Annotated in this window: 17 protein-coding genes; 15 read left to right on the top strand and 2 right to left on the bottom strand. The window is 74.1% G+C overall.

All coding sequences use genetic code 11. The features are described from left to right. The 8 genes from ACFWNV_RS20040 to ACFWNV_RS20005 all read left to right on the top strand — a co-directional run. On the top strand, positions 1-1731 hold a 1731-nt coding region (locus tag ACFWNV_RS20040; protein WP_383948540.1), incomplete at its 5' end, for a 4'-phosphopantetheinyl transferase superfamily protein. Further along, a complete protein-coding gene (locus ACFWNV_RS20035) occupies positions 1721-2101 on the top strand; it encodes an acyl carrier protein (protein WP_383948538.1) in 381 nt (126 codons plus the stop codon). The genes ACFWNV_RS20040 and ACFWNV_RS20035, both read left to right, overlap by 11 nt. 7 nt (positions 2102-2108) lie before the next feature. Then, positions 2109-2933 (top strand): alpha/beta fold hydrolase, encoded by an 825-nt coding sequence (locus tag ACFWNV_RS20030; RefSeq protein WP_383948535.1) that lies wholly within the window; start codon positions 2109-2111, stop codon positions 2931-2933. Further along, the gene (locus ACFWNV_RS20025; RefSeq protein WP_383948533.1) at positions 2930-4105 is read left to right on the top strand and encodes a glycosyltransferase; all 1176 of its coding nucleotides are present in this window, start codon (positions 2930-2932) and stop codon (positions 4103-4105) included. The genes ACFWNV_RS20030 and ACFWNV_RS20025 overlap by 4 nt, the downstream gene beginning before the upstream one ends. Then, positions 4102-6123 (top strand): methyltransferase domain-containing protein, encoded by a 2022-nt coding sequence (locus tag ACFWNV_RS20020; RefSeq protein ID WP_383948530.1) that lies wholly within the window; start codon positions 4102-4104, stop codon positions 6121-6123. Before ACFWNV_RS20025 ends, ACFWNV_RS20020 begins: the two co-directional genes overlap by 4 nt. Further along, on the top strand, positions 6120-7190 hold the full coding sequence (locus ACFWNV_RS20015; RefSeq protein WP_383948527.1) for a galactokinase: 1071 nt from the start codon (positions 6120-6122) through the stop codon (positions 7188-7190). Before ACFWNV_RS20020 ends, ACFWNV_RS20015 begins: the two co-directional genes overlap by 4 nt. Before the next feature lie 71 nt (positions 7191-7261). Beyond that, positions 7262-8551 (top strand): alkaline phosphatase family protein, encoded by a 1290-nt coding sequence (locus tag ACFWNV_RS20010; RefSeq protein ID WP_383948525.1) that lies wholly within the window; start codon positions 7262-7264, stop codon positions 8549-8551. An 11-nt stretch (positions 8552-8562) separates the two neighbouring features. Continuing rightward, a complete protein-coding gene (locus ACFWNV_RS20005) occupies positions 8563-9822 on the top strand; it encodes an MFS transporter (RefSeq protein WP_383948522.1) in 1260 nt (419 codons plus the stop codon). A 5-nt stretch (positions 9823-9827) separates the two neighbouring features. On the opposite strand, the gene ACFWNV_RS20000 is transcribed toward ACFWNV_RS20005, so the two are convergent. Beyond that, positions 9828-11120, bottom strand: a complete 1293-nt coding sequence (locus ACFWNV_RS20000) for an MFS transporter (protein WP_383948519.1) — start codon at positions 11118-11120, stop codon at positions 9828-9830. A 108-nt stretch (positions 11121-11228) separates the two neighbouring features. Here ACFWNV_RS20000 and ACFWNV_RS19995 point away from each other — a divergent pair, with 108 nt between their 5' ends. Beyond that, on the top strand, positions 11229-13271 hold the full coding sequence (locus tag ACFWNV_RS19995; protein WP_383948516.1) for a prolyl oligopeptidase family protein: 2043 nt from the start codon (positions 11229-11231) through the stop codon (positions 13269-13271). A gap of 104 nt (positions 13272-13375) precedes the next feature. Here the strand turns inward: ACFWNV_RS19995 and ACFWNV_RS19990 are convergent, their stop codons facing one another. Then, the gene (locus ACFWNV_RS19990; protein WP_383948514.1) at positions 13376-14071 is read right to left on the bottom strand and encodes a TetR/AcrR family transcriptional regulator; all 696 of its coding nucleotides are present in this window, start codon (positions 14069-14071) and stop codon (positions 13376-13378) included. 129 nt (positions 14072-14200) lie between these two features. Between ACFWNV_RS19990 and ACFWNV_RS19985 the strand changes: the two genes are divergently transcribed. From ACFWNV_RS19985 to ACFWNV_RS19960, 6 genes are all read left to right on the top strand, one after another. Beyond that, positions 14201-15895 carry an amidohydrolase gene (locus tag ACFWNV_RS19985; RefSeq protein ID WP_383948511.1) on the top strand — a complete coding sequence of 565 codons (1695 nt, stop codon included), beginning with the start codon at positions 14201-14203 and terminating at the stop codon, positions 15893-15895. Positions 15896-16041: 146 nt separating this feature from the next. Then, positions 16042-17724 carry an ABC transporter substrate-binding protein gene (locus tag ACFWNV_RS19980; RefSeq protein ID WP_383948508.1) on the top strand — a complete coding sequence of 561 codons (1683 nt, stop codon included), beginning with the start codon at positions 16042-16044 and terminating at the stop codon, positions 17722-17724. Continuing rightward, positions 17721-18737 (top strand): ABC transporter permease, encoded by a 1017-nt coding sequence (locus tag ACFWNV_RS19975; RefSeq protein WP_383948505.1) that lies wholly within the window; start codon positions 17721-17723, stop codon positions 18735-18737. Before ACFWNV_RS19980 ends, ACFWNV_RS19975 begins: the two co-directional genes overlap by 4 nt. Continuing rightward, entirely contained in the window at positions 18734-19669 is a 936-nt protein-coding gene (locus ACFWNV_RS19970) for an ABC transporter permease (RefSeq protein WP_383948502.1), read from the top strand. The genes ACFWNV_RS19975 and ACFWNV_RS19970 overlap by 4 nt, the downstream gene beginning before the upstream one ends. Continuing rightward, positions 19666-20658, top strand: a complete 993-nt coding sequence (locus ACFWNV_RS19965) for an ABC transporter ATP-binding protein (protein WP_383948499.1) — start codon at positions 19666-19668, stop codon at positions 20656-20658. Before ACFWNV_RS19970 ends, ACFWNV_RS19965 begins: the two co-directional genes overlap by 4 nt. Continuing rightward, positions 20655-21563, top strand: coding sequence for an ATP-binding cassette domain-containing protein (locus ACFWNV_RS19960; protein WP_383948496.1), 909 nt, complete (start codon positions 20655-20657; stop codon positions 21561-21563). The genes ACFWNV_RS19965 and ACFWNV_RS19960 overlap by 4 nt, the downstream gene beginning before the upstream one ends. Positions 21564-21728 lie beyond the last annotated feature (165 nt).

The following is a 21728-nucleotide window of genomic DNA, read 5'->3' as shown; positions in this document are numbered from 1 at the left end:
CCCGCCCCGCCCCGGGGGCGCGCCCCCGCACACCCCACCTACCCCCCCGTGTGGGCGGCCGCGTTTACCCACCCGCGGGCGCCCTCGGTCTGGGGCCCCGTGGTCGCGGCCGGGAGTCACACCCTGCGCCTCTCCCTCGCCGCGCTGCCCTACGTACGGGACCACTGCGTGTACCTGCAGCCCGACGGCTGGCCGGAGGATTCCGACCGGTTCCCCGTCGTGCCCATGACGACCATGCTGGAGCTGGCGGCCGAGGCCGCGCTGCGCGACGCACCGCCCGGCCTGGCCGTCATCGGCTACGAACGGGTACGGGCCCTGCGCTGGCTCCCCGTGGAGCCGGCCCTCGACCTGGAGGTCACCGTCCGGCCCGCCGGACCGGGCCGGGTGCGCGTCACCCTGGGGGAGTACGCCGACGTGTTCGTGCTGCTCGGCGAGCGGTACGAGCCGCTGCCGGGCCCCGATCCCACCCCGCTGAGCGATCCGGGGCCGGCTCCGGTCAGTGCCGAGGCCCTCTACCGGGACCGGTGGATGTTCCACGGCCCCCGCTTCGCCGGGGTGCACGAGGTGCGGGCCGTCGCCGCGGACGGCATCCGCGGTGTGCTGCGGGCGCTGCCCGACCCCGGGGCGCTGCTCGATGCCGCCGGGCAGCTCTTCGGTCACTGGATGCAGCTGAGGCTGCCCGTGGACCGGCTGGTGTTCCCGGCCACGGTGGACACCATTCGCTTCTCGGGGCCGCCGCCCGCCCCGTACGAGCTCGTCGAGGCCACGGCCCGGATCCGCGAGGTCCGCGATGTCACCGTGCGCGGTGACATCGAGCTGCTGCGGGCCGACGGCCGGGTGTGGGCCCGGATCGACGGCTGGACGTACCGCCGCTTCGGCGCCGACGAGCGGGTCTGGCCGATGAAGTTCACCCCGGAGGTCTGCGGCATCGGCGAACCCCGCCCCGAGGGCTGGTGCCTGGCCCGGCGCCGCTGGACCGACCCCGCCTCGCAGGAGCTGGTCATGCGCCGCTACCTCGGCGCCGACGAGCGCACGGCCTACGAGCGGCTGGCGCCGCGTGCCCGGGCGCCCTGGCTGCTGGGCCGGATCGCGGCCAAGGACGCGCTGCGCCACCTGCTCTGGGACGCCGGAGCCGGGCCGGTCTTCCCCGCCGAGGTGCCCATCGGAAACGACCCGGCCGGGCGGCCCCTCGCCGGGGGAGCGCTGGCCGGGGGAGTCCGGCTGACGATCGCCCACAAGGACCGGATCGCCGTCGCCCTCGCCCACCCGCACCTTCCGGTCGGCATCGACGTGGAACAGGTGACCACCGACCCGGACGCGCTGATCCGCATCGCCCTGGCACCGGGCGAACTCGGCCTCGCCGAGCGGCTGGCGGCCCGGGAGGGCACCGGACTGCCGGCCGCGCTCACCGCTCTCTGGTGCGCCAAGGAGGCGGCCGCCAAGGCCGCCGGAACCGGACTCGGAGGCCGCCCGCGCGACTGGCGGACCAGCGGCGACCCGGACTCCGGCGAACTGCGCGTGCTCTCCCCGGACGGGCACCCGTACCCGGTCCGCACCACCATGCTCACGGCCGCGCCACTCGGCCACCCCGGCCACCGGGATCAGCCAGATCACGCAGATCACCCAGATCACGCAGACCGCTCCGGTCACGTCGTCGCCTGGACCGACCGGCCCGCGACTCCGTCCTCCCCCGTCCCCTTCCACCTCACGGAGACCAGTCATGGCAGCTGACATCCTCGCCGAGATCACGAGCATGCTCGTGGAGATCGTCGGCGACGAGCACCTCCTCGCGGACGAGGTCACGATGAAGACGACGTTCAACGAGGACCTCGCCCTGGAGAGCATCGAGTTCGTCGCCCTCGCCGAGCTCCTCCACCACCGCTACGGCGCCGGCGTCGACCTGATGGGCTTCCTGTCCGAGAAGGACATGGACGGCATCCTCGCCATGTCCGTGGGCGAACTCGTCACGCACATCGGCCGGATCACCCACGCCTCCCTGAGCGCCCATGCCTCCCGCACCCCCACCTCCCTCACCCGGGCCCGCACCTCCCTCACCCGAGCCCCGGCGGGAACCCCCGCCGCGACCGGATCGGACGGCTGAGCCCGCCATGGCCTTCGTTCCCGCGGGCACCGTCCGCTTCCACGTCCAGCAACTCCCGGCCACCGCACACGCGGACGGCCCCGACGCCTCCGACCGCCCCGTGGTGGTGTTCCTGCACGGGCTGGTCGTCGACAACCTCTCCTCCTTCTACTGCCCCCTGGCCGTCCCGGTGGCCCGGGCCGGGCACGAGGTGGTCCTCTATGACCTGCGCGGCCACGGCCGTACCGAGCGGCCGGCCACCGGCTACGACAGCCGCACCGCCGTGCGGGACCTCTTCGACCTGCTCGGTGCCCTCGGCCTCGGGCGCCGCCCGGTGCACCTGGTCGGCAACAGCTACGGCGGAACCCTGGCGCTGCACGCCGCCCTGGCCCGGCCCGACCTCGTCGCCGGGCTCACCCTGCTCGAACCCCCGCTCAGCGGGGCCTGGGTGGACAACATGGTGGACACCCTGTCGGCCGCCGCCCTCGGCCTGGAGGACAGCGCGGTACCCGCCGAACTGCTCACCCTGCGGCTGCGCAAGGCGGCCAACCTCACGGCCATCGCCGACGACCTGCTCAACCGCACCACCCTCATCGACGACATCGCGGCGAGCCGCACCTTCACCCCCGCCGACTACGCCGGACTGCGCTGCCCGGTCCTGATCGTCTGCGGCGAGCACTCCGAACTGGTCCCGGGCGCCCTGGAACTGGCCCGCCACGCCCCGCGCGTCACCGCCGTCGAGATCCTGCCGGGCCTCGGGCACGACGTGCTGAAGGAGAGCAGCGGTGCACTGCGGGCGGCCGTACTCGCCCACCTCGACACCACGGCCATGGCGGGAGCACTGGTCCGATGAGGGTGCTCTTCACGGTGCCGCCGCTCGCGGGGCACATCAATCCGACCGTGGCGGTCGGCGCCGAACTGGCCGCCCGCGGACACGAGGTCGCCTGGACCGGCCCGCCCGGGGCCCTGTCCCGGCTGCTCCCCGAGCACGCCCGGATCCTGTCCGCCGGCGCCGAAGCGGGCGGCGACTACGCCCTGTTGCACACCCGCTGGCGCGATCTGCGCGGGGTCGGGGCGCTGCGGTTCCTCTGGGAGGAGGCACTGGTCCCACTGGCCAGGGCGATGCTCCCCGGTGTGGTCCGGGCGGTCGGGACCTTCCGGCCGGACGTGCTCGTCGCCGATCAGCAGGCCCTGGCCGGACCGGTGGCCGCGCGACGGCTCGGGGTGCCCTGGGCGACCTCCGCCAGCACCTCGGCGGAACTCACCCTCCCCTTCGCGGACTTCCCGAAGGTCGGGGAGTGGGTGGCCGCGCAGATCGCCGGACTGCTCGCGGAGTGCGGGGGTGATCCCGGACCGGCCGCGGACCCGTGGGACCCCCGGTTCTCCGAACGGCTGGTCCTGGTCTTCTCCAGCCGCGAACTGGTCGGAGGGGAGCGGAAGTTCCCGCCGCACTACGCCTTCGTCGGCCCGGCCTTCGGGGCCCGGCCGCCCGCTCCCCGCTTCCCCTGGGAACGGCTGGACCCGGAGCGGCGACGGGTGCTCGTCTCGCTGGGAACCCTCAACCAGGAGGCCGGGGGCCGGTTCTACGGCGCCGTCCTGGGAGCCGCCGAACGCCTCGACGCAGACGTCCAGTTGGTCCTGACGGCCCCGGCTCCGCTGGTCGGGGCGGTTCCCGGGAACGTACTGCTGCGCGACAGCGTCCCGCAGCTGGAGCTCCTGCGCCACCTGGACGCGGTCGTCTGCCACGGCGGCCACAACACCGTGTGCGAGACCCTCGCGCACGGGCTGCCGCTGGTGGTCGCCCCGATCCGCGACGACCAGCCGATCGTCGCCCGGCAGGTCGTGGAGGCCGGCGCCGGGGTACGGGTGCGGTTCGGCCGGACCCGGGCCGAGGAACTGCGCGACGCGCTGACGGCCGTCCTGGACGAACCCGGCCACCGCAGAGGTGCCCGGCGGATCCAGGCCTCATTCGCCGCGGCCGGCGGCGCCGCCGCCGCGGCCGACCGGTTGGAGGAACTCCTGTGACGCGCTCCCCGCTCCCTTTCCGTGCCCGGAGCCCCCGTGCCCTGCCCCCGCTCCCGTCCGGCGGCCGGTGGACCTCCGCCCTCCTGCTCGCCGCCCTCGGCGCCGGCACCGTACGCACCGCCCGCCGGCTGCGCGCGGTCCCGGTGCTGCGCACGGTCGCTCCCGCGGACTCCGGGCTGCCGCGCGCCGCGGGCTGGCGGCTGCTCACCGCGGGCGGGGTCGAGGCCGACGCGGCCACCTTCCTCGCCGCCTGCGCGCACGCCGACCGGGAGGGGCTGCGGGTACTGGACCTGCTCCCCGGTGACCTGCCCACCGAGCGGGTGCTCGGTCTGCTGCGCATGGTCGACCCGGCCGGCTACCGGCAGGACCGGCTCGGCGAGGGGCGCGGGGCCGGGTTCGCCGTGCTCGTCGCCGAGGAGGTGCTCGCCCGGGCCGGGGTGGACCCGGCGGGCCCGGACGCCACTCCGGCGGACCTCATGGCCGTCACCCGGCGCGTGAAGGAGTACGCCGCCGACGCCACGGGACTGGCCATCGCACCCACCCTGAGCTGCGGACCGCTCGCCGGCGCGGGCGGACCGGCACGGGCGGCCGAACTACGGGCCCAGGGACTGCCGCCCGGGGCACTCGCCGCCGCCCAGCTCGCCGGACTGGCCCTCCTGGCCGGAGTCGCCCTGCGCCAGGGCCGGTGGGGGGCCGCCGCCGCGGGGCTGTACTGGCTCCAGCCCTCCCTCGCCCTCGGCCGCCCCGGCGCGCCCCTGCGCCCCGGCGACCTCGCCCGGGCCACGGCCGCCCGTCCCGTACGCTCCCTCGGCGCGGCCGTGCGCACGGCCGCCGCGACGGCCCGTACGGCCCGACCCGGTGCCGCCGTACCGGCGAACAGCCCGGCCGCCGCACCCGGCACGACGGCGCGGACCGGCAAGGCGACGGAAACGACGGGCCGGGCAGAAGCAGCCCGCGCAGAGTCCGTCCGCGCAGAGTCCGCCCGCGCCGAGTCCGTCCGGGCGTACCGGGCCGACCTGGCCGCCGGGACCGACCGGTTCCTCGAACCGCGCCGGCCGGACTGCCCCTGGTGCGGCTCCGGGCAACTGACCGTCCGGGTCCGGGTGCCCGATCTGCTCCAGGGCAAGCCCGGCCGGTTCACCCTGGAACAGTGCGGGGCCTGCGGGCACGTGTTCCAGAACCCCCGGCTCTCCCCGGAGGGGCTGGAGTTCTATTACCGCGACTTCTACGACGGCCGCGGCGGCGAGGGCGCCGCCACCGTCTTCGGCCGCCTCGGCGCCGTCTACCGGGCCCGGGCCGAGATGCTCCGCCCGCACACCGACCCCGTGTCCTGGCTCGACGTCGGCACCGGACACGGCCACTTCTGCAACGCGGCCCGCACCGTCTGGCCCGACACCCGCTTCGACGGCCTGGACATGGGCGACGGGGTCCGCGAGGCCGAGCGGCGCGGCTGGGTGGAGACGGGACACCAGGGCCAGTTCCCGGAGTTCGCGGTGAAACTGGCGGGCCAGTACGAGGTCGTCAGCATGTACCACTACCTGGAGCACACCCGCGACCCGCTCGCGGAACTGGACACGGCGGCCGCCGTCCTCGCCCCCGGCGGCCACCTCGCCATCGAACTCCCCGACCCCGAGTCGCGGATGGCCAAGCTGCTCGGACCGGCCTGGCTGCCCTGGTTCCAGCCGCAGCACCAGCACCTGATCCCCTCCTCCAACCTGCGCGAGGCGCTGGCCGACCGGGGCTTCACCGTCCTCGCCGAGGAGCACGGGCCGGCCCACCAGGGCAACGACTTCTTCGGTGCGGTGGCCCTGACCGCGACCCGGCTGGCCCCCGACCCGGACCGGCCCTGGGGTCCCCCGGCCACCACCGCCCGGCGCGCCCTCACCGGCGCCGTACGGCTGGCCTCGCTGCCCTGCTTCGCCGCCGCGGCGGTGCTCGACGGGCTGCGCACCGCCGCGGCTCGCCACACGGACGGCGGCAACGCCTACCGCATGCTGGCCCGCAAGGACGAGCGGTGACGGGCCCCGGCGCACAGACCGGCCCGCCCCCGGCGGAGGCCGGTATCGCCGGAGCCGGCCCCGCCACATCAGGCCCTGCCGCATCCGGCCCCGCCACATCAGGCCCTGCCACATCCGGCCCCGCCGCATCCGGCCCCGCGGCACCCGCCGGAGGCGACCTCGCCCGCCGGGCCACCGCGGACCCGCTCTTCCGCCTGGTCGCCTACGCCCTGGAGGCGGCCCACGGCCGGCCCCCGGCCGCCGTCTGGAGCGCCCCGTACGCCTTCCACCTGGGCTCCCCGGGTCTCGTCGCGGCAGCCGGCTGGCCCGTGGCGGCCGCGGCGGCCCCGCGCACCGACGGCCTGGTCCGCCTCAGCTCCCTGGCCCACCCGGCGGATGCCTGCGACCTGCCGCTGACCCTGACCGGGCCGCCGCCCGACACCCCGGACTGGGCCGCCCGCCCGTACGCCCTGCTGCGCGCGCTGGCCCGGGCCGGGTACGGCCGGGGCGGGACGGACCTGCACGTGCAGGGCTCCCTCACCCCGGCCGCCGGGCTGGCTACCGAGGAGGCCGCCGACTGTGCGGTGGCGCTCGCGTTGGCCGACGTCCACACGCCGGCGGGCGAGGACCCGGACCGGGCGCGCCTGGCCCGGCTGATGGCGGAAGCGCTGCCCGAGGGCGACGACCCGCTGCGCCGGGGCGCCCTCTTCGCCCGGCCGGGCCGGGCCCTGCTGCTCGGCCACGGCACGCCCCGGCCGGAGTCCCGGCGACAGCGGCAGCGGTACGTGGTCTTCGACCCCGCCGGGTCCGGCTCCCGCCTGGTGCTGCTCGCCCTGCGGCCGGGCCCCGACGGCACGCAGGACCGTATGGCCGACCTGGCCCGGGCCGTCGGGTGCGCCCGCCGGGCCGGAGCCCTGAGCGCCTGGCCGCCCGGGCAGCGGCCCGGGCGGAGCGTCCTGGTCCTGCTTCCCGCCGCCCGGCTGACGGCGGTCCGGGCGGCGGTCGCGGAGGACTTCCGCGACCGGGGGCTGCCGGTGCCCCGGTTCCTGAACATCACCGTGGCCGGCGCGGCCCGCCGCGAGGCCTGAGGCCGCGCCCCGAATCCTGACCCCGACCCCGACCCGAGCACCACACCACTCATCCCGAGGAGGAACCACCGATGCCCCTGCCCCTGCCCCTGAGCCCCCCGACAACAGAGAACGCGAGCGGGACCGCTCGCGCGAGACACCGGCTCCACCGCTCCGCCCTGGTCGCCGGCCTCGGCGCCCTCGGACTGCTGGGCGCCTTCACCGTCGCCAACTCCCAGGCGGCCGAGGGTGGTTCGGCGGCGTCTGCGGCCGCGGCCGCCCTGCCCGCGTACGACCACGTGGTCGTCGTCGTGTACGAGAACAAGCAGTACGGCGAGATCATGGGCAGCGCCAACGCCCCGTACATCAACCAGCTCGCGGGCGGCGGCGCGAGCCTGACCGGCATGAAGGCGCTCACCCACCCCAGTCAGCCGAACTACTTCAACCTCTTCTCCGGCGCCACCCAGGGCATCACAGGGGACGGCTGCTACACCCCGCAGTCGATGACCGCCGCCAACCTCGGCCAGGAACTGATCGCGGCCGGCAAGACCTTCACGACGTACAACGAGGACCTGCCCAGCGAGGGTTCCACGGCCTGCACCAACGGCCAGTACGCCCAGAAGCACAACCCGTGGTTCGCCTTCAAGAACGTGCCGCTCAACACCGGCAAGACCTGGGCGCAGTTCCCGCAGAACAACTTCGCGGCGCTGCCGAACCTGTCCTTCGTCGTCCCCAACCAGTGCAACGACATGCACTCCTGCTCGGTCGGCACGGGCGACACCTGGACGAAGAACAACATCGACGCCTACGCGCAGTGGGCGAAGGCCAACAACAGCCTGCTGGTCCTGACCTGGGACGAGGACAACTACCTCGGCTCCAACCAGATCGCCACCGTCTTCTACGGGGCGAACGTCAAGACGGGCACCTACGCCACCGCCTTCAACCACCACCACCTGCTGCGCACCTTCGAGGACCTGTTCGGCACGGCGACGCACGCCGGCAACGCCGCCAACGTCCAGCCGATCACCGAGGTGTTCGGCTCCACGACCCCCACCCCGACCCCGTCGCCCACCCCGACACCCACACCCACGCCGACGCCCACTCCCACATCCACGCCCGGTGATCTGAAGCTGGCCAACCCCGGCCCGCAAAGCTGCAAGTTCAACCAGAACTGCACCATCCAGCTCACCACCACCGGCGGGAACCCCCCCGTCCGCTACACCGCCACCGGACTCCCCTGGGGCCTCACCCTCGACACCGCCACCGGCCGCATCACCGGCAAACCCTGGGCCACCGGAACGATCCAGATCACCGCCACCGCCACCGACACCACCCCGACCACCGCCACCACCACCTTCCCCCTCACCCTCACCTGGTTCTGAAGGAGGCACCCGTGTACCTGTCGACCAGCCGTGCGGCGGACATCGCCGCAGACCCTGCGGCTCCGAAGGGCCCCCTGCGGGCCGTCCCCGGCACGGTGCTCGCCCTCGGCATGGTCAGCCTGGTCACGGATGTCTCCGCGGAGATGGTCACCGCCGTCCTGCCGCTGTACCTGGTGGTCGGACTCGGGATGTCCCCGCTCGCCTTCGGCGCCCTGGACGGGCTGAACCAGGGCGCCACCGCACTGCTGCGCCTCGTGGGCGGACGCGTCTCGGACCGCACGCAGCGCCGCAAGCTCGTCGCGGGCACCGGCTACGCGATCTCCGCCGTCTGCAAGGCGGCCCTGCTCGCGGTCACCACGCCCTGGTCGGTGGCGGCGGTGCTCGCCGCCGACCGGACCGGCAAGGGCCTGCGCACCGCCCCGCGCGATGCGCTGATCTCGCTGTCCTGCCCGCCGGGGGAGCACGGCCGCGCCTTCGGCGTGCACCGCGCGCTGGACACGGCCGGGGCCCTGCTGGGGCCGCTGGCCGCCTTCGGGGTGCTGTGGGTGGCGGTGGACGGATACGCGGCCGTCTTCACCGTGAGCTGCTGCCTCGCGGTGCTGGGGGTGCTGGTCCTGGCCCTGTTCGTACGGGAGAGCCCCGCGCCCGCACCGGCGGCCGGGACGCCTTCGGCCCGGAGCCTGCTGCGGATCCCGGGCCTGCGGCGGCTCTGCCTCACCGCCGCCGCGCTCGGCCTCTTCACCGTGGGGGACGCCTTCCTCTACCTGCTGCTCCAGCGGCGCCTGGACCTGCCGGCCGCCTGGTTCCCGCTGCTGCCGGTCGGCACCGCGGCCGTGTTCCTGCTCGCAGCCGTGCCCGTGGGACGCCTCGCCGACCGGCTGGGCCGCCACCGGGTCTTCCTCGGCGGCCACCTGCTGCTGCTCGGCGCCTGTCTGCTGCTCCTGGCTCCGGTACCGCCCGGGCCCCCGCTCGTGTTCGGCGTGCTGGGCCTGCTCGGCCTGTTCTACGCGGCCACCGACGGGGTGCTGATGGCCGCCGCCGGGCCGCTGCTGCCCCCGGGGCTGCGCACCACCGGGCTGGCGGTGCTCCAGACGGCGCAGGCCCTGGCGCGGTTCGCGGGCTCCCTGCTCTTCGGCGCCGCCTGGACGCTGTGGGGCCCGGGCCCGGCGCTGGCCGCGGCGGCTGGCGGACTGCTGCTGGCCCTGACCGCCACGACCCTGACCGCCAGGACCCCGGCCGCCACGACCCCGGCCGCCCGGAAGGGGAGCTGACGAGGTCAGGCCTTGACCCCGCTCGGCTGCGGCTCCTTCGCGGCCCGCTGCCGCAGGGCGTCCTCGTCGGTGTCCGCGTCGTAGGAGATCAGCTTCGGCAGCAGGGCGGCCAGCACCGCCACCGAGGCCACGCAGGCGAGCCCGCCGCTCCAGAAGGCCGGGCGGGTACCGGTCCAGCCGGCCATCGTGCCCGCGCGGACCTGGCCCAGCTGCGGGCCGACGGTGTACGAGAGCACCTCGATGCCCGCCAGCCGGCCCCGCAGCTCCTCGGGGATCGTCTGGTTCCAGATCGTGGCGCGCCCCAGCCCGCTGAGCATGTCGCCCGCGCCGGCCACCGCGAGGCACAGGAGCACCAGCCAGATGTTCCCCGACCAGCCGGCGGCCGCGATGGCCAGGCCCCACACCCCCGCGCCGCACACCACCAGCAGCCCGTGCCGGCGTACCCGCGAGGCCCAGCCGCTGGTCAGCCCCAGCAGGAGCGAGCCCACCGCGCCCCCCGCGTACATCAGCCCCAGCGCCCACACGGCGTCGAGTTCGTCCGCGAGGAAGGGGAGGATGGCGTTCGGGAAGGCGAAGAACATCGCCGCCAGGTCCACGGCGTACGTGCCGAGCAGCACGGGCCGGCTCCACGCGTACCGGGCCCCCTCGGCGATCCCGCGCAGCGAGGGCCGCTCGGCGTCCCGCGCGGGCGGGGCCGGACGCAGCCGCAGGCACAGCAGCACCGAGACGAAGAACCCCGTCACGGTGACCGCGTACGCGGGCGCGTACCCGGCGTAGGCCACGACCAGCCCGGCCACCGCGGGCCCCGCGATGGCCCCGAGCTGGTAGCGCAGCCCGTTCAGCGCGGCGGCGGCGGTCAGCTGGTCGTGCGGCACGATCCGCGCCATGAGGGAGTCCATGGCCGGCCGCTGCAGGCCGGTCAGCGCCGATACGCAGGCCGCGACCACGTACAGCGGCCACAGCAGGGGAGTGGGCAGGGCCGAGTTCACCAGGAGCACCAGGGCGAGCACCCCGAGCCCGGCCTCGGTCAGCAGGATCAGCCGCCGCCGGTCCACGGCGTCGGCGAGGGCGCCGCCGTAGAGCCCGAAGACCACCAGCGGGAGCAGCTCCACCGCGCCCATCGCACCGACCGCGAGCGGCGAGTCCGTCAGGTGCTTGATCTGCAGCGGAAGCGCGATCATGGCCATGAAGGAGCCGAAGTAGGTGACCGTGCCCTGGTAGAAGAGCAGCCGGAAATCGGGGCTCGACCGCAACGGGGACAGGTCGGGCAGTACGGAGGCGAAACGGGATCTGCTCACGAGGGGCCATCGTCGGCGCCCGCCCCTCCCCGGGCAACCGAATTTCGGTCCCGCCCGGGCCGGGCAAGAGCGACTCGCGACCGCCGCCCGATCCTGCACAATCGGCGGATGAGCGATGAAGACCCCTACCTCTGGCTGGAAGACGTGACCGGCGAGGCCGCCCTCTCCTGGGTGCGCGAGCGCAACGAAGAAACGGTGTCCGCGCTCGCCTCGGACCCCGGGTTCAAGGTGCTGGAATCGGAGGTCCGCGAGGTCCTCGACGACGACGGCAGGATCCCGTACACGACCCGGCGGGGACGCCACCTCTACAACTTCTGGCAGGACGCCGACCACGTACGCGGTCTGTGGCGGCGCACCACGCTGGAGGAGTACCGCAAGGACCGGCCCGACTGGGAGCCGGTCCTGGACCTGGACGCGCTCGCCGAGGCCGAGGGCGAGAAGTGGGCCTGGGCGGGCAGCGCCGTGCTGGCCCCCGATCACCGCCACGCCCTGGTGATGCTGTCCAGGGACGGCGCGGACGCCTGCGTGGTGCGCGAATTCGACCTGGAGGAGCGGGAGTTCGTCGCCGGAGGCTTCGAAGTCGCCGAGGCCAAGACCCGGATCGGCTGGATCGACCGGGACCGGGTCTGGATCGGCACGGACTTCGGCCCCGGCTCCATGTCCGCGTCCGGCTACCCCCTCCAGGTCCGCCGGTGGCGCCGCGGCACCCCCCTCGCGGAGGCGGAACCGGTCTACGAGGGCAGGCCGACGGACCTGTCCGCCTCCGGCTGGCACGATGACACCCCCGGTTTCGAACGGGACTTCGTCCACCGCCAGATCGACTTCTGGCAGGCGGAACTGCTCCTCCTCCCCGGAGACGGAACCGGGGATCCGGCTGCCGCGCCCGAGAAGATCGACGTCCCCGACGACGCCGGGGCCTCCGTCCACCGCGAGTGGCTGATCGTCGCGCCGAAGTCCCCGTGGCTCGGCCACGTCGCGGGCAGCCTGCTCGCCTTCGACTTCGAGGCCTTCCGGGCGGGCGCGCGGGAGGCGGCGGTGCTCTTCACCCCGGACGAGCACACGGCCCTCGCGGGCTGGAGCTGGACCCGCCACCACCTGATCCTCACCACCAGCGCCGACGTCTCCTCCCGGCTGGAGATCCTGACCCCCGGGCCGGGCCCCGACGGCTGGAGCCGCACCCCGCTGTCCGGGGTTCCGCCGCTGTCCACGGCCTCCGTCACCGGAACCGACCCGGACGTGAGCGACGAGTTCTTCCTGAACGTCGCGGGCCACCTCCAGCCCTCCACCCTCTACCGGGGTACCGCCCCGGCCGGCGCCGACGAGACCGTCAAGCAGGGCCCGGCCCTGTTCGACACCGCCGGCCTCACGGTCCACCAGCACTTCGCGCGCTCCGCGGACGGCACGCGGGTCCCGTACTTCGTCGTCGGCCCCGAGGACCGCACCGGCCCCGGCCCCACCCTGCTGTACGGCTACGGCGGCTTCGAGATCTCCATGGTCCCCGGCTACAGCGCGGTCACCGGCCGCGCCTGGCTGGCGCGCGGCGGCACCTACGTGGTGGCGGGCATCCGGGGCGGCCACGAGTACGGGCCGCAGTGGCACAAGGCCGCACTCGGTGCGAACCGGGTCCGGGCCTACGAGGACTTCGCGGCCGTGGCCCGGGACCTCATCGCCCGGGACGTCACCACCCCCGCCCAGCTCGGCATCGAAGGCGGCAGCAACGGCGGCCTCCTCATGGGCGCGATGCTCACCCGCGACCCCGAGCTGTTCGGCGCGGTCGTCGCCCACGTGCCGCTGATGGACATGCTCCGCTTCCACAAGCTGCTCGCCGGGGCCAGCTGGACCGCCGAGTACGGGGACCCCGACAACCCGGCCGACCGGCCCCACCTGGAGCGGATCTCCCCGTACCACCAGGTCCGGACCGACGGGTCCCCGTACCCGCCGCTGCTCCTGCTGACCTCGACCCGCGACGACCGCGTCCACCCCGGGCACGCCCGCAAGATGGCCGCCCGGCTGCGGGAGGCGGGACACCCCGTGCTCTTCCACGAGCACCTCGGCGGCGGCCACTCCGGCGCCACCGACCACGGCCAGACCGCCTTCAACGAAGCGCTGGTCCATACCTTCCTGTGGGACCGGCTGACCCCGAAGAGGTGACCGCGCGGGCTCCGGCCCGGCGGGTGAGCGGGTGCACGCGGCCCGGGACCAGGTACGTCACCTGATCCCGGGCCGCGCCGCGTTCCCGGGAGGACCTGCGCGGGTCAGGCCCCGCGCAGGGAAGCGACCCGGTTCTCGATCGCGGTGATCAGCGCCTCGACCCTGGCCTCGAAGATCTGCTCGTCCGTGACCTCGGCCAGCCGGGAGCCGAGCCGGGCGATGTGGGGGAAGCCCGCCGGGTCGACCAGGCGGTACTCGCGGTTCCACGAGGACTCGTCGGCGGCCCGGACCTCCGGGTCGAACAGCAGGTAGGCGGCGCGCTGGCCGACGTAGGCCAGGAGGGAGTCGCCGACCATCCGGTAGTGGACGGCCGCCTCCGCCCCGTCGAGGCCGGCCTCCGTCACCGCGCCCAGGATCAGCTCCACGACCCGGAACTCGTTGGGCCTGCGGGTGGTCCGGCTGGCCATGGTCGAGCCGACCACCGGGTACCGGAGCGCGACTTCGAGGGAGCCGTCGGCGAGCGCCCGCAGCCGGTCCTTCCAGTCGAGCCCCTCGGGGATGCTGTCGAGCACCTCGCCGAGCGTGCGGTCGGCGACCGACAGCAGCAGCTCGTCCTTGTCGCGGAAGTGCCGGTAGATCGCGGTCGGGTCGGCGCCGAGCTCCTCGCCGAGGCGCCGCACGGTGAAGGCGTCCTCGCTGCCGCGAGCCGCGATGCGCAGGCTCGCTTCGATGATCGCGTCGGGTGTGAGCTGGCTGCCCGCGCGCTTGGACCGGGCGGGTGTGTCGGATGACTTCGGCATGGTGGGGCCAGTGTAACGATGTGGAACAGAGCCAGCGCAACACCGTTGACAACATTGTTGCGCTCCCGTTCACTCCTCCTCAACGAACCAGCCGTGCGGGCCTCACCCGCCGAGCCGAAGGATGCGTCGATGGGCAACACCAGGCAGCCGACCGGGCAGCGTGCCGACATCGTCTTCGTAGGGGGACGGGTCTTCACCGGCACCTCACCCACCCCGATCGACGCCGACGTCGCCGTCGCGGGCGGCCGGATCATCGCCGTGGCCGACGCGGCCGCCGTCCGCTCGCTCGCGGACGCCGACACCGAGGTCGTCGACCTCGCGGGAGGACTCCTCGTCCCCGGATTCCAGGACGCCCACGTGCACCCCGCGGTGGCCGGCGTCCAGATGCTCGGCTGCGACCTCAGCGAGGAACGCACCATCGAGGGCTACCTCGCGGTGGTCGCGGAATTCGCCGGGGCCCACCCCGGCGCGGCCTGGATCCGCGGCGGCGGCTGGTCGATGGACGTCTTCCCCGGCGGCACGCCGACCCGCGCCATGCTCGACGCGGTGGTCCCGGACCGCCCCGTCCTGCTCACCAACCGGGACGGCCACGGTGCCTGGGTCAACACCAGGGCGCTCGACGTCGCCGGCGTCGACCGCACCACCCCCGATCCGGCCGACGGCCGGATCGAACGGGAGGAGGACGGCAGCCCGGCCGGCACCCTCCAGGAGGGCGCCGTGGAACTGGTGGCCCGCCACGTGCCCATCGCGACCCCGGACGAGGCGCTCGCCGGGCTCCTCGCCGCACAGGAGCACCTCTTCTCCCTCGGCGTCACCAGCTGGCAGGACGCCATGATCGGCTCCTTCCCCGGCAACCCCGACAACTACGGCGTCTACCTGCGCGCCGCCCGCGAGGGCTCCCTGCGCGCCCGCGTCGTCGGCGCCCTGTGGTGGGACCGCGAACGCGGCCTGGAACAGATACCGGACATCGAGGAGCGCCGCCGCACCGGACGGGTCGGCCGCTTCAACGCCACCAGCGTCAAGATGATGCAGGACGGCATCGCCGAGAACTTCACCGCCGGCATGCTGGAGCCCTACCTCGACGGCTGCGGCTGCGCCACCAACAACTCCGGCCTCAGCTTCATCGACCCGAAGGTGCTCACCGCGGCCGTGGCCCTGCTCGACCGCGCGGGCTTCCAGATCCACTTCCACGCACTCGGCGACCGGGCCGTGCGCGAGGTGCTCGACGCCCTCGCCGAAGCCCGCGAGGCCAACGGGACCAACGACAACCGCCACCACCTCGCCCACCTCCAGGTCGTCCACCCGGACGACATCGCCCGCTTCGCGAGCCTGGACGCGGCCGCCAACATCCAGGCCCTGTGGGCCGCCCACGAACCGCAGATGGACGAGCTCACGATCCCCTTCCTCGGACCGGAACGGGCCCGCCTCCAGTACCCGTTCGGCGACCTCCAGCGCGCCGGAGCCCGCCTCGTCGCGGGCAGCGACTGGTCGGTCAGCAGCCCCAACCCGCTGTGGGGCATCCACGTCGCCGTCAACCGCTCCGTACCCGACGAGGCCCCCAATGCCGCCGAGACCTTCGAACCGGCGCCGCCGTTCTTCCCCGAGCAGGCGCTCACCCTCTCCCAGGCGCTCACCGCCTACACCGCCGGCAGCGCGTGGGTGAACCACCTCGACGAGGTCAGCGGCACCGTCGAGGAGGGCAAGTACGCGGACCTCGTCGTCCTCGACCGCGACCCCTTCGCGCACCCCCCGCTGGAGATCGCCGACACCCGCGTGCTGCGCACGTACATCGACGGCGAACTGGTCTTCGCCGCCACCGACTGAGCGACGGCCACCCCGGTACGGCCCTCGTACAGCCCCCGCACCAGCCCCCGCACCGCCCCGCACCGTCACCCGCACAGCCACCGGCCGGGCCGCCACCGGCCGAGCGTCACCCACCCCACCGAGCTCATCCCTCAGGGAGTCAGACGATGTCACCCACCCGATCGGGATCCCCGCTGCGCCCCGGCCGCCGCACCCGCCGCCTCCGCAACGGCGCCGCCGCCGCCCTCGCCTCGGCCGCCCTGCTCGTCACGAGCGCCTGCACCGGCGCCGCCCCCGGCAAGGACGCGGACCGGACCACCGCGTACAAGATCACGGACAGGACGCCCGCCGCCACCGGGAACCTGGACTCCTTCACCTGGTCCGTCTACGCGGAGCCGACCACCATCGACTACGCCTACTCCTTCGACTTCCCGCCCAACCAGATCCTCTCCAACGTCTGCGAGAGCCTGCTGCGCTGGAACCCCGACCTGACGACCTCCCCGGGGCTCGCGGCCTCGTACACCAACCCCACCCCCACCACCTGGGTCTACCAGATCCGCCCCGGCGTGCACTTCCACGACGGGACGGCGCTCACCGCCGACGACGTCGTCGCCTCCCTGAGCCGCAACCTCGACCCGGCGACCGCCAGCGTCTGGGCGAACCAGTACAAGAACGTCAAGTCCATAGACAAGACCGGCCCGATGGAAGTCACCGTCACGCTGACCAAGCCGGACTCCACCTTCAACAAGTACCTGGCCGCCGGACCCGGCACCGTGGAGTCGGCCGCCACGCTGGCCAAGTCCGGGAAGGACTACGGCAGTCCGCAGACCGGCGTGAACTGCACCGGCCCCTTCTCCTTCGGCTCCTGGACCTCCGGCCAGTCCCTCACCCTCAAGCGGTTCGACGGGTACTGGAACCAGGAGCTGAAGGCCAAGTCCGGCGAGGTGAAGTTCGTCTTCCTCGCCGACGCCACCACCCGCGTCAACGCCTTCCAGAGCGGAGAGGTCGACGGCGGCTGGATGGTCCCGCCCAACGCCTACGCCCAACTCGGCTCCACCCAGGCCGGGAAGCTCTACTTCGGCCGCAACACCACCGTCGCCGACGAGGTGGTCGCCAACCTCAAGGGCCCCCTCGGCAACCCCAAGGTCCGCCAGGCCCTCCTCATGGCCACCGACCGCAAGGGCATCGTCAAGGCCGGCGCCGGCGGGGTCGGCGAGGTCTCCGACTCGCTCGTCACCGACAACCTGTGGGCCGACGCGCCCCCCGCGACCCGCGAAGCGCTCCTGAAGGACCTGCCGAAGTACCCGTACGACCCGGCCAAGGCCAAGGCGCTCGCCGCCGAGGCCGGAGTGAACGGCCAGGAGATCGTGATCGCGACCAGCCCGCTGGACTCGCAGACCACGATCATCACCCAGGCCGTCGCCCAGGCCGCCACCGCCATCGGACTGAAGCCGCGGATCGACTCCCTCTCCGCGGAGAAGTACACCACCCTCTTCACCGACCCCGCGGCCCGCGAGGGCATCGACCTCTTCCTCACCTTCTGGTACACGTCCATCACCGACCCGCTGGACATGTTCGCCTCGCTGGAGACCGGAGCCTTCAGCAACTACGGCAACTGGTCCGACCCGGCCTTCGACGCCGCCGTCGAGAAGGCCGTCGGGGCCTACGACCCCGCCGAGCACGCGGCCGCCAACGCCGAGGCACAGAAGGTGGCCTCGCGCGAACTGCCCTGGCTGCCCCTCTACACCCTCCCCGTCAGCGTCTTCATGGGCAAGAAGATCACCGGCGTCCAGCCCTCCATCGCCTACCTCTACTACCCGTGGGCGGCCGAGATCGGAGCCAAGGGATGACGGCCGCGGCGACGCCCGCGGCGACGCCCGGGGCGACAGCCGGGGCGAAGGCCGCGACGGCCCGCGCCGTACGGGTCCTGCGCCGCCTGGCCGGAATGGCGGCGACCCTGCTCGTCACCTCCTTCCTCGTCTTCTCCTCCCTCTTCCTCGCCCCCGGCGACCCGGCGAGCTTCCTCATCAAGGGGCGCAGCCCCAGCCCCGAGGACCTCGCCGCCCTGCGCAGCCAGTACGGCTTCGACGAACCCTTCCTGGTCCGGTACTGGAACTGGCTCGAAGGGGTGCTGCACGGCGACTTCGGCCGCTCCTACCTCTTCCACCAGGACGTCTCCTCCGTCATCTGGTCGCGCCTGCCCTCCTCCATGCTGCTGATCGCCGTATCCGGCCTGATGATCGCCGTGTTCGGCATCGGCTCCGGCATCATCGGCGCGCTGCGCCGGGGTTCGCGCACCGACCGCTCCCTGATGCTGCTCGTCACCGTGGGCGCCGCCGCACCCGCCTTCGTCGCCGCCCTGCTGCTCAGGTCGGTGTTCGGAGTGCAGCTGGGCTGGTTCCCCACCATCGGCAACGGCGAAGGCCTCATGGACCGGCTGCACCACGTGATCCTCCCGGCGGCCGCCCTGTCCGTCACCTTCACCGCCCTGGTGACCCGGGTGACCCGCTCGGCCATGCTCGACGAACTGGGCCGCGACCACGTGGAGGTGGCGCTGAGCCGCGGAGCGCCACGGCGCACCGTCATCCGGCGCCACGTGCTGCGCAACGCGCTCGGACCGATCGTCACCGTCTCCGCCCTCCTCGTCTCCGGCATGCTGGTCAGCACCGCGATCGTCGAGACCGCCTTCGGAATGTCCGGCGTGGGCTCCCTGCTGGTGCAGTCCGTCGACCAGCTCGACTTCCAGGTCGTCCAGGCCATCGTGCTGCTGGTGGTCGCCGCGTTCGTCGTCGTCAACGCCCTCGTGGACCTGGTCCAGCCACTGATCGATCCGCGCACGGCCGCGGCGGGGAGCGCCCGATGAGCACCCTTCCCGAAGCGGGCGCCACGACCCGTACCCCGAGCACTTCCCGTACCCCGAGCACTCCCCGCCCCCCGTCCACCCCCCGTACCCGGCGCGACCCGCTCGCCCGGCTGCGCCGCCTCGGCGGCAGCCGCCTCCAGCGGACCTGCCTGACGCTCCTCGTCCTCTTCGTGCTCATCGCCCTGCTCGGACCCTGGATCGCCCCGTACGACCCCACCTTCGGACAGCTCGGCGACACCCTCCTGGGGCCGAGCGCCCAGCACTGGCTGGGCACCGACCAGGGCGGCCACGACACCCTCTCGGCGCTGCTCGTCGGCACCCGCACCAGCCTGGCCGGACCGCTCGCCGTCGTCCTGTTCTCCACCGTCCTCGGCGTCGCCGTCGGCCTGTTCACCGCCTGGCGCGGAGGCTGGATCGACACCGCCGTCGGCCGGGTCCTCGACGTCATGTTCGCCTTCCCCGCACTGCTCCTCGCGATCCTCGCGGTGGCCCTGTTCGGCAAGGGGATGACGGCCCCGGTGATCGCCATGGCCCTCGCCTACATGCCGTACACCGCACGCCTCGTACGGGGCCTGGCCGTCCGGGAGAAGTCCCGGCCCTACGTCGCCGCCTACCAGGTGCAGGGCCACTCGCCCCTGTACGTCACCGTCCGCAGACTGCTGCCCAACATCGCCCCGACCCTGCTCGCCCAGTCGACGGTGAACTTCGGCTACGCGCTCCTCGACCTCGCCGCCCTCTCCTTCCTCGGACTCGGCGTCCAGCCGCCCACCCCCGACTGGGGAGCCATGATCAACCAGGGGCAGGCCGCCGTCCTGCAGGGGCAGCCGCTCTCCGCGATCGCACCGGCCGTGGCGGTCGTCCTGGTCGTCGTCGCCTTCAACGTAGTCGGGGAAGACCTCGGCGACCGGCTCGCGGGGAGGGACTCCCGATGACACTGCTCCACTACGAAGACCTGCGCGTCACCCTCCCCGCGATGGCCCGCCCCCTCCTCGACGGCGTCAGCCTCACCGTCGCGGCCGGCGAGGTCGTCGCCCTGGTCGGCGAATCCGGCTCGGGCAAGTCCGTCACCGCCCGCGCCGCCCTCGGCCTGTTCCCGCAGGGCGCCGAGATCGGCGGCCGGGTCCGGGTGGCGGGCACCGACCTGGTCGGCGCCGCCCCCGAGCAGCTGCGCGAGGTGCGCACCAACCAGGCGGCGATGATCTACCAGGACCCGCGGGCCGCCATCAACCCGGTGCGCCGCGTCGGGGACTTCCTCACCGAACCGCTGCGGCTCGTACACGGCTGGTCCAAGGCCCGGGCGAACGTCAGGGCCGCCGAACTGCTCGACGCGGTCGGCCTGCCCGATCCCGTCCGCCACCTGAACCAGTTCCCGCACGAGCTCTCCGGCGGCATGCTCCAGCGCGTGGTCATCGCCGCCGCCCTCACCGCCGAGCCCCGGCTCCTGCTCTGCGACGAGCCGACCACCGCCCTCGACGTCAGCACCCAGGCCGAGATCCTGGCCGTCCTCGGCCGGCTCCAGCGCGAACGCGGACTCGGACTCCTCCTCATCACCCACGACATCGAGCTCGCCGCCTCCGTCAGCGACCGGATCTACGTCATGTACGCGGGCCGGATCGTCGAAACGGCGCCCGTGGCGGAACTCTTCGCCTCCCCACGGCACCCCTACACGGCGGGCCTCCTCGGCTCCTCCCCACCGCTCGAAGGCCCCCTCGGCCGCCTCACCCCCATCCCCGGCGCCCCCATGGGCCTGCTGGAGTCGGCCCCCGGCTGTGCCTTCGCACCCCGCTGCCGGTTCGCCGAACCGGGCCGCTGCGACCAGTCCCCGCCGCAGCTCCTGCGGCACGGCCCGGCCGAGGTCGCCTGCCACCGGGCCGCCGAACTCATGCCCGACCCCACCCCCGCGTCGGAGGAGGACCGTTGACCACAGAGTCCGGCACGAACACCGAGTCCGGCAGGAACACCGAGTCCGGCACGGACACCGCCCCGGAACTGCTCCGGGTGACCGGACTGCGAAAGACCTACCGGACCGGCGGGACGGAGGTCGTCGCCGTCGACGACCTGTCGTTCTCCGTGCGGGCCGGCGGTGCGCTCGGCATCGTGGGGGAGTCCGGTTCGGGCAAGACCACCACGGCCCGGATGCTGATCGGCCTGGAACGCCCCGACGCGGGCGAGATCCTGGTCCAGGGCCGGCCGCTGGCGGCCTCCGTACGGGGGAGGCCGGCCCGGCTGGCCCGCGCCAAGGCGGTCCAGATCGTCTTCCAGGACCCCTACCTCTCCCTGGACGCGCGGCTGAGCATCGGGGAGACGGTCGACGGTGTGCTCCGGCTGCACGGGATGTCCGACCGGACGGCCCGGGCCGCACGGGTACGGGAGCTGCTCGCCCAGGTCGGCCTCGGCGACCGGGAGGCGGCCGCCCTGCCCCGCCGGCTCTCCGGCGGGCAGCGCCAGCGCGCCGCGATCGCCCGGGCGCTGGCCGTGGAACCGGCCGTCCTGGTGCTCGACGAAGCGGTGTCCGCCCTGGACGTCTCCGTCCAGGCGCAGGTGCTCAACCTGCTCTCCGACATCCGGCGCGACACCGGGATCGGCCTGGTCTTCGTCAGCCACGACCTGGCCGTCGTCCGCTACGTCTGCGAGGAGGCGCTGGTCATGTACCGGGGCCGCACGATGGAACACCGCCCGGTCGACGAGCTCCTCACCGACCCCCGCCACCCCTACACCCGGCTGCTGCTGGCCTCCGTACCCCGTCCGGGCTGGGATCCCGACTCGATCAGCCGGCGCCGCCGCGAGCTGGACCCCCTCACGGCGGAGGCAGCGGCGGGGGCGTGAGACCGGGCGGGTCCGTACGGACCCGGACCCCGCCACGGTCGCCGGACCCGCCACGGTCGCCGGACCCGCCACGGTCGCCGGACCCGCCACGGTCGCCCGGGAGCCGGACGCACCGGCTGCTCCGGGCGGCCGGGCGATCATGGCCGGATCCGCCCTGGCGCACCC

Source organism: Streptomyces sp. NPDC058401, assembly GCF_042722885.1.
GTDB lineage: Bacteria > Actinomycetota > Actinomycetes > Streptomycetales > Streptomycetaceae > Streptomyces.
This window is presented reverse-complemented; position numbering and strand designations above follow the sequence as displayed.

Excerpts from the sequence above, each read along its gene's own strand:
- ACFWNV_RS20035 (WP_383948538.1), top strand. The coding sequence starts at position 1,721 with ATGGCAGCTGACATCCTCGCCGAGATCACGAGCATGCTCGTGGAGATC.
- ACFWNV_RS20030 (WP_383948535.1), top strand. The coding sequence starts at position 2,109 with ATGGCCTTCGTTCCCGCGGGCACCGTCCGCTTCCACGTCCAGCAACTC.
- ACFWNV_RS20025 (WP_383948533.1), top strand. The coding sequence starts at position 2,930 with ATGAGGGTGCTCTTCACGGTGCCGCCGCTCGCGGGGCACATCAATCCG.
- ACFWNV_RS20010 (WP_383948525.1), top strand. The coding sequence starts at position 7,262 with ATGCCCCTGCCCCTGCCCCTGAGCCCCCCGACAACAGAGAACGCGAGC.
- ACFWNV_RS19995 (WP_383948516.1), top strand. The coding sequence starts at position 11,229 with ATGAGCGATGAAGACCCCTACCTCTGGCTGGAAGACGTGACCGGCGAG.
- ACFWNV_RS19990 (WP_383948514.1), bottom strand. The coding sequence starts at position 14,071 with ATGCCGAAGTCATCCGACACACCCGCCCGGTCCAAGCGCGCGGGCAGC.
- ACFWNV_RS19985 (WP_383948511.1), top strand. The coding sequence starts at position 14,201 with ATGGGCAACACCAGGCAGCCGACCGGGCAGCGTGCCGACATCGTCTTC.
- ACFWNV_RS19980 (WP_383948508.1), top strand. The coding sequence starts at position 16,042 with ATGTCACCCACCCGATCGGGATCCCCGCTGCGCCCCGGCCGCCGCACC.
- ACFWNV_RS19975 (WP_383948505.1), top strand. The coding sequence starts at position 17,721 with ATGACGGCCGCGGCGACGCCCGCGGCGACGCCCGGGGCGACAGCCGGG.
- ACFWNV_RS19970 (WP_383948502.1), top strand. The coding sequence starts at position 18,734 with ATGAGCACCCTTCCCGAAGCGGGCGCCACGACCCGTACCCCGAGCACT.
- ACFWNV_RS19965 (WP_383948499.1), top strand. The coding sequence starts at position 19,666 with ATGACACTGCTCCACTACGAAGACCTGCGCGTCACCCTCCCCGCGATG.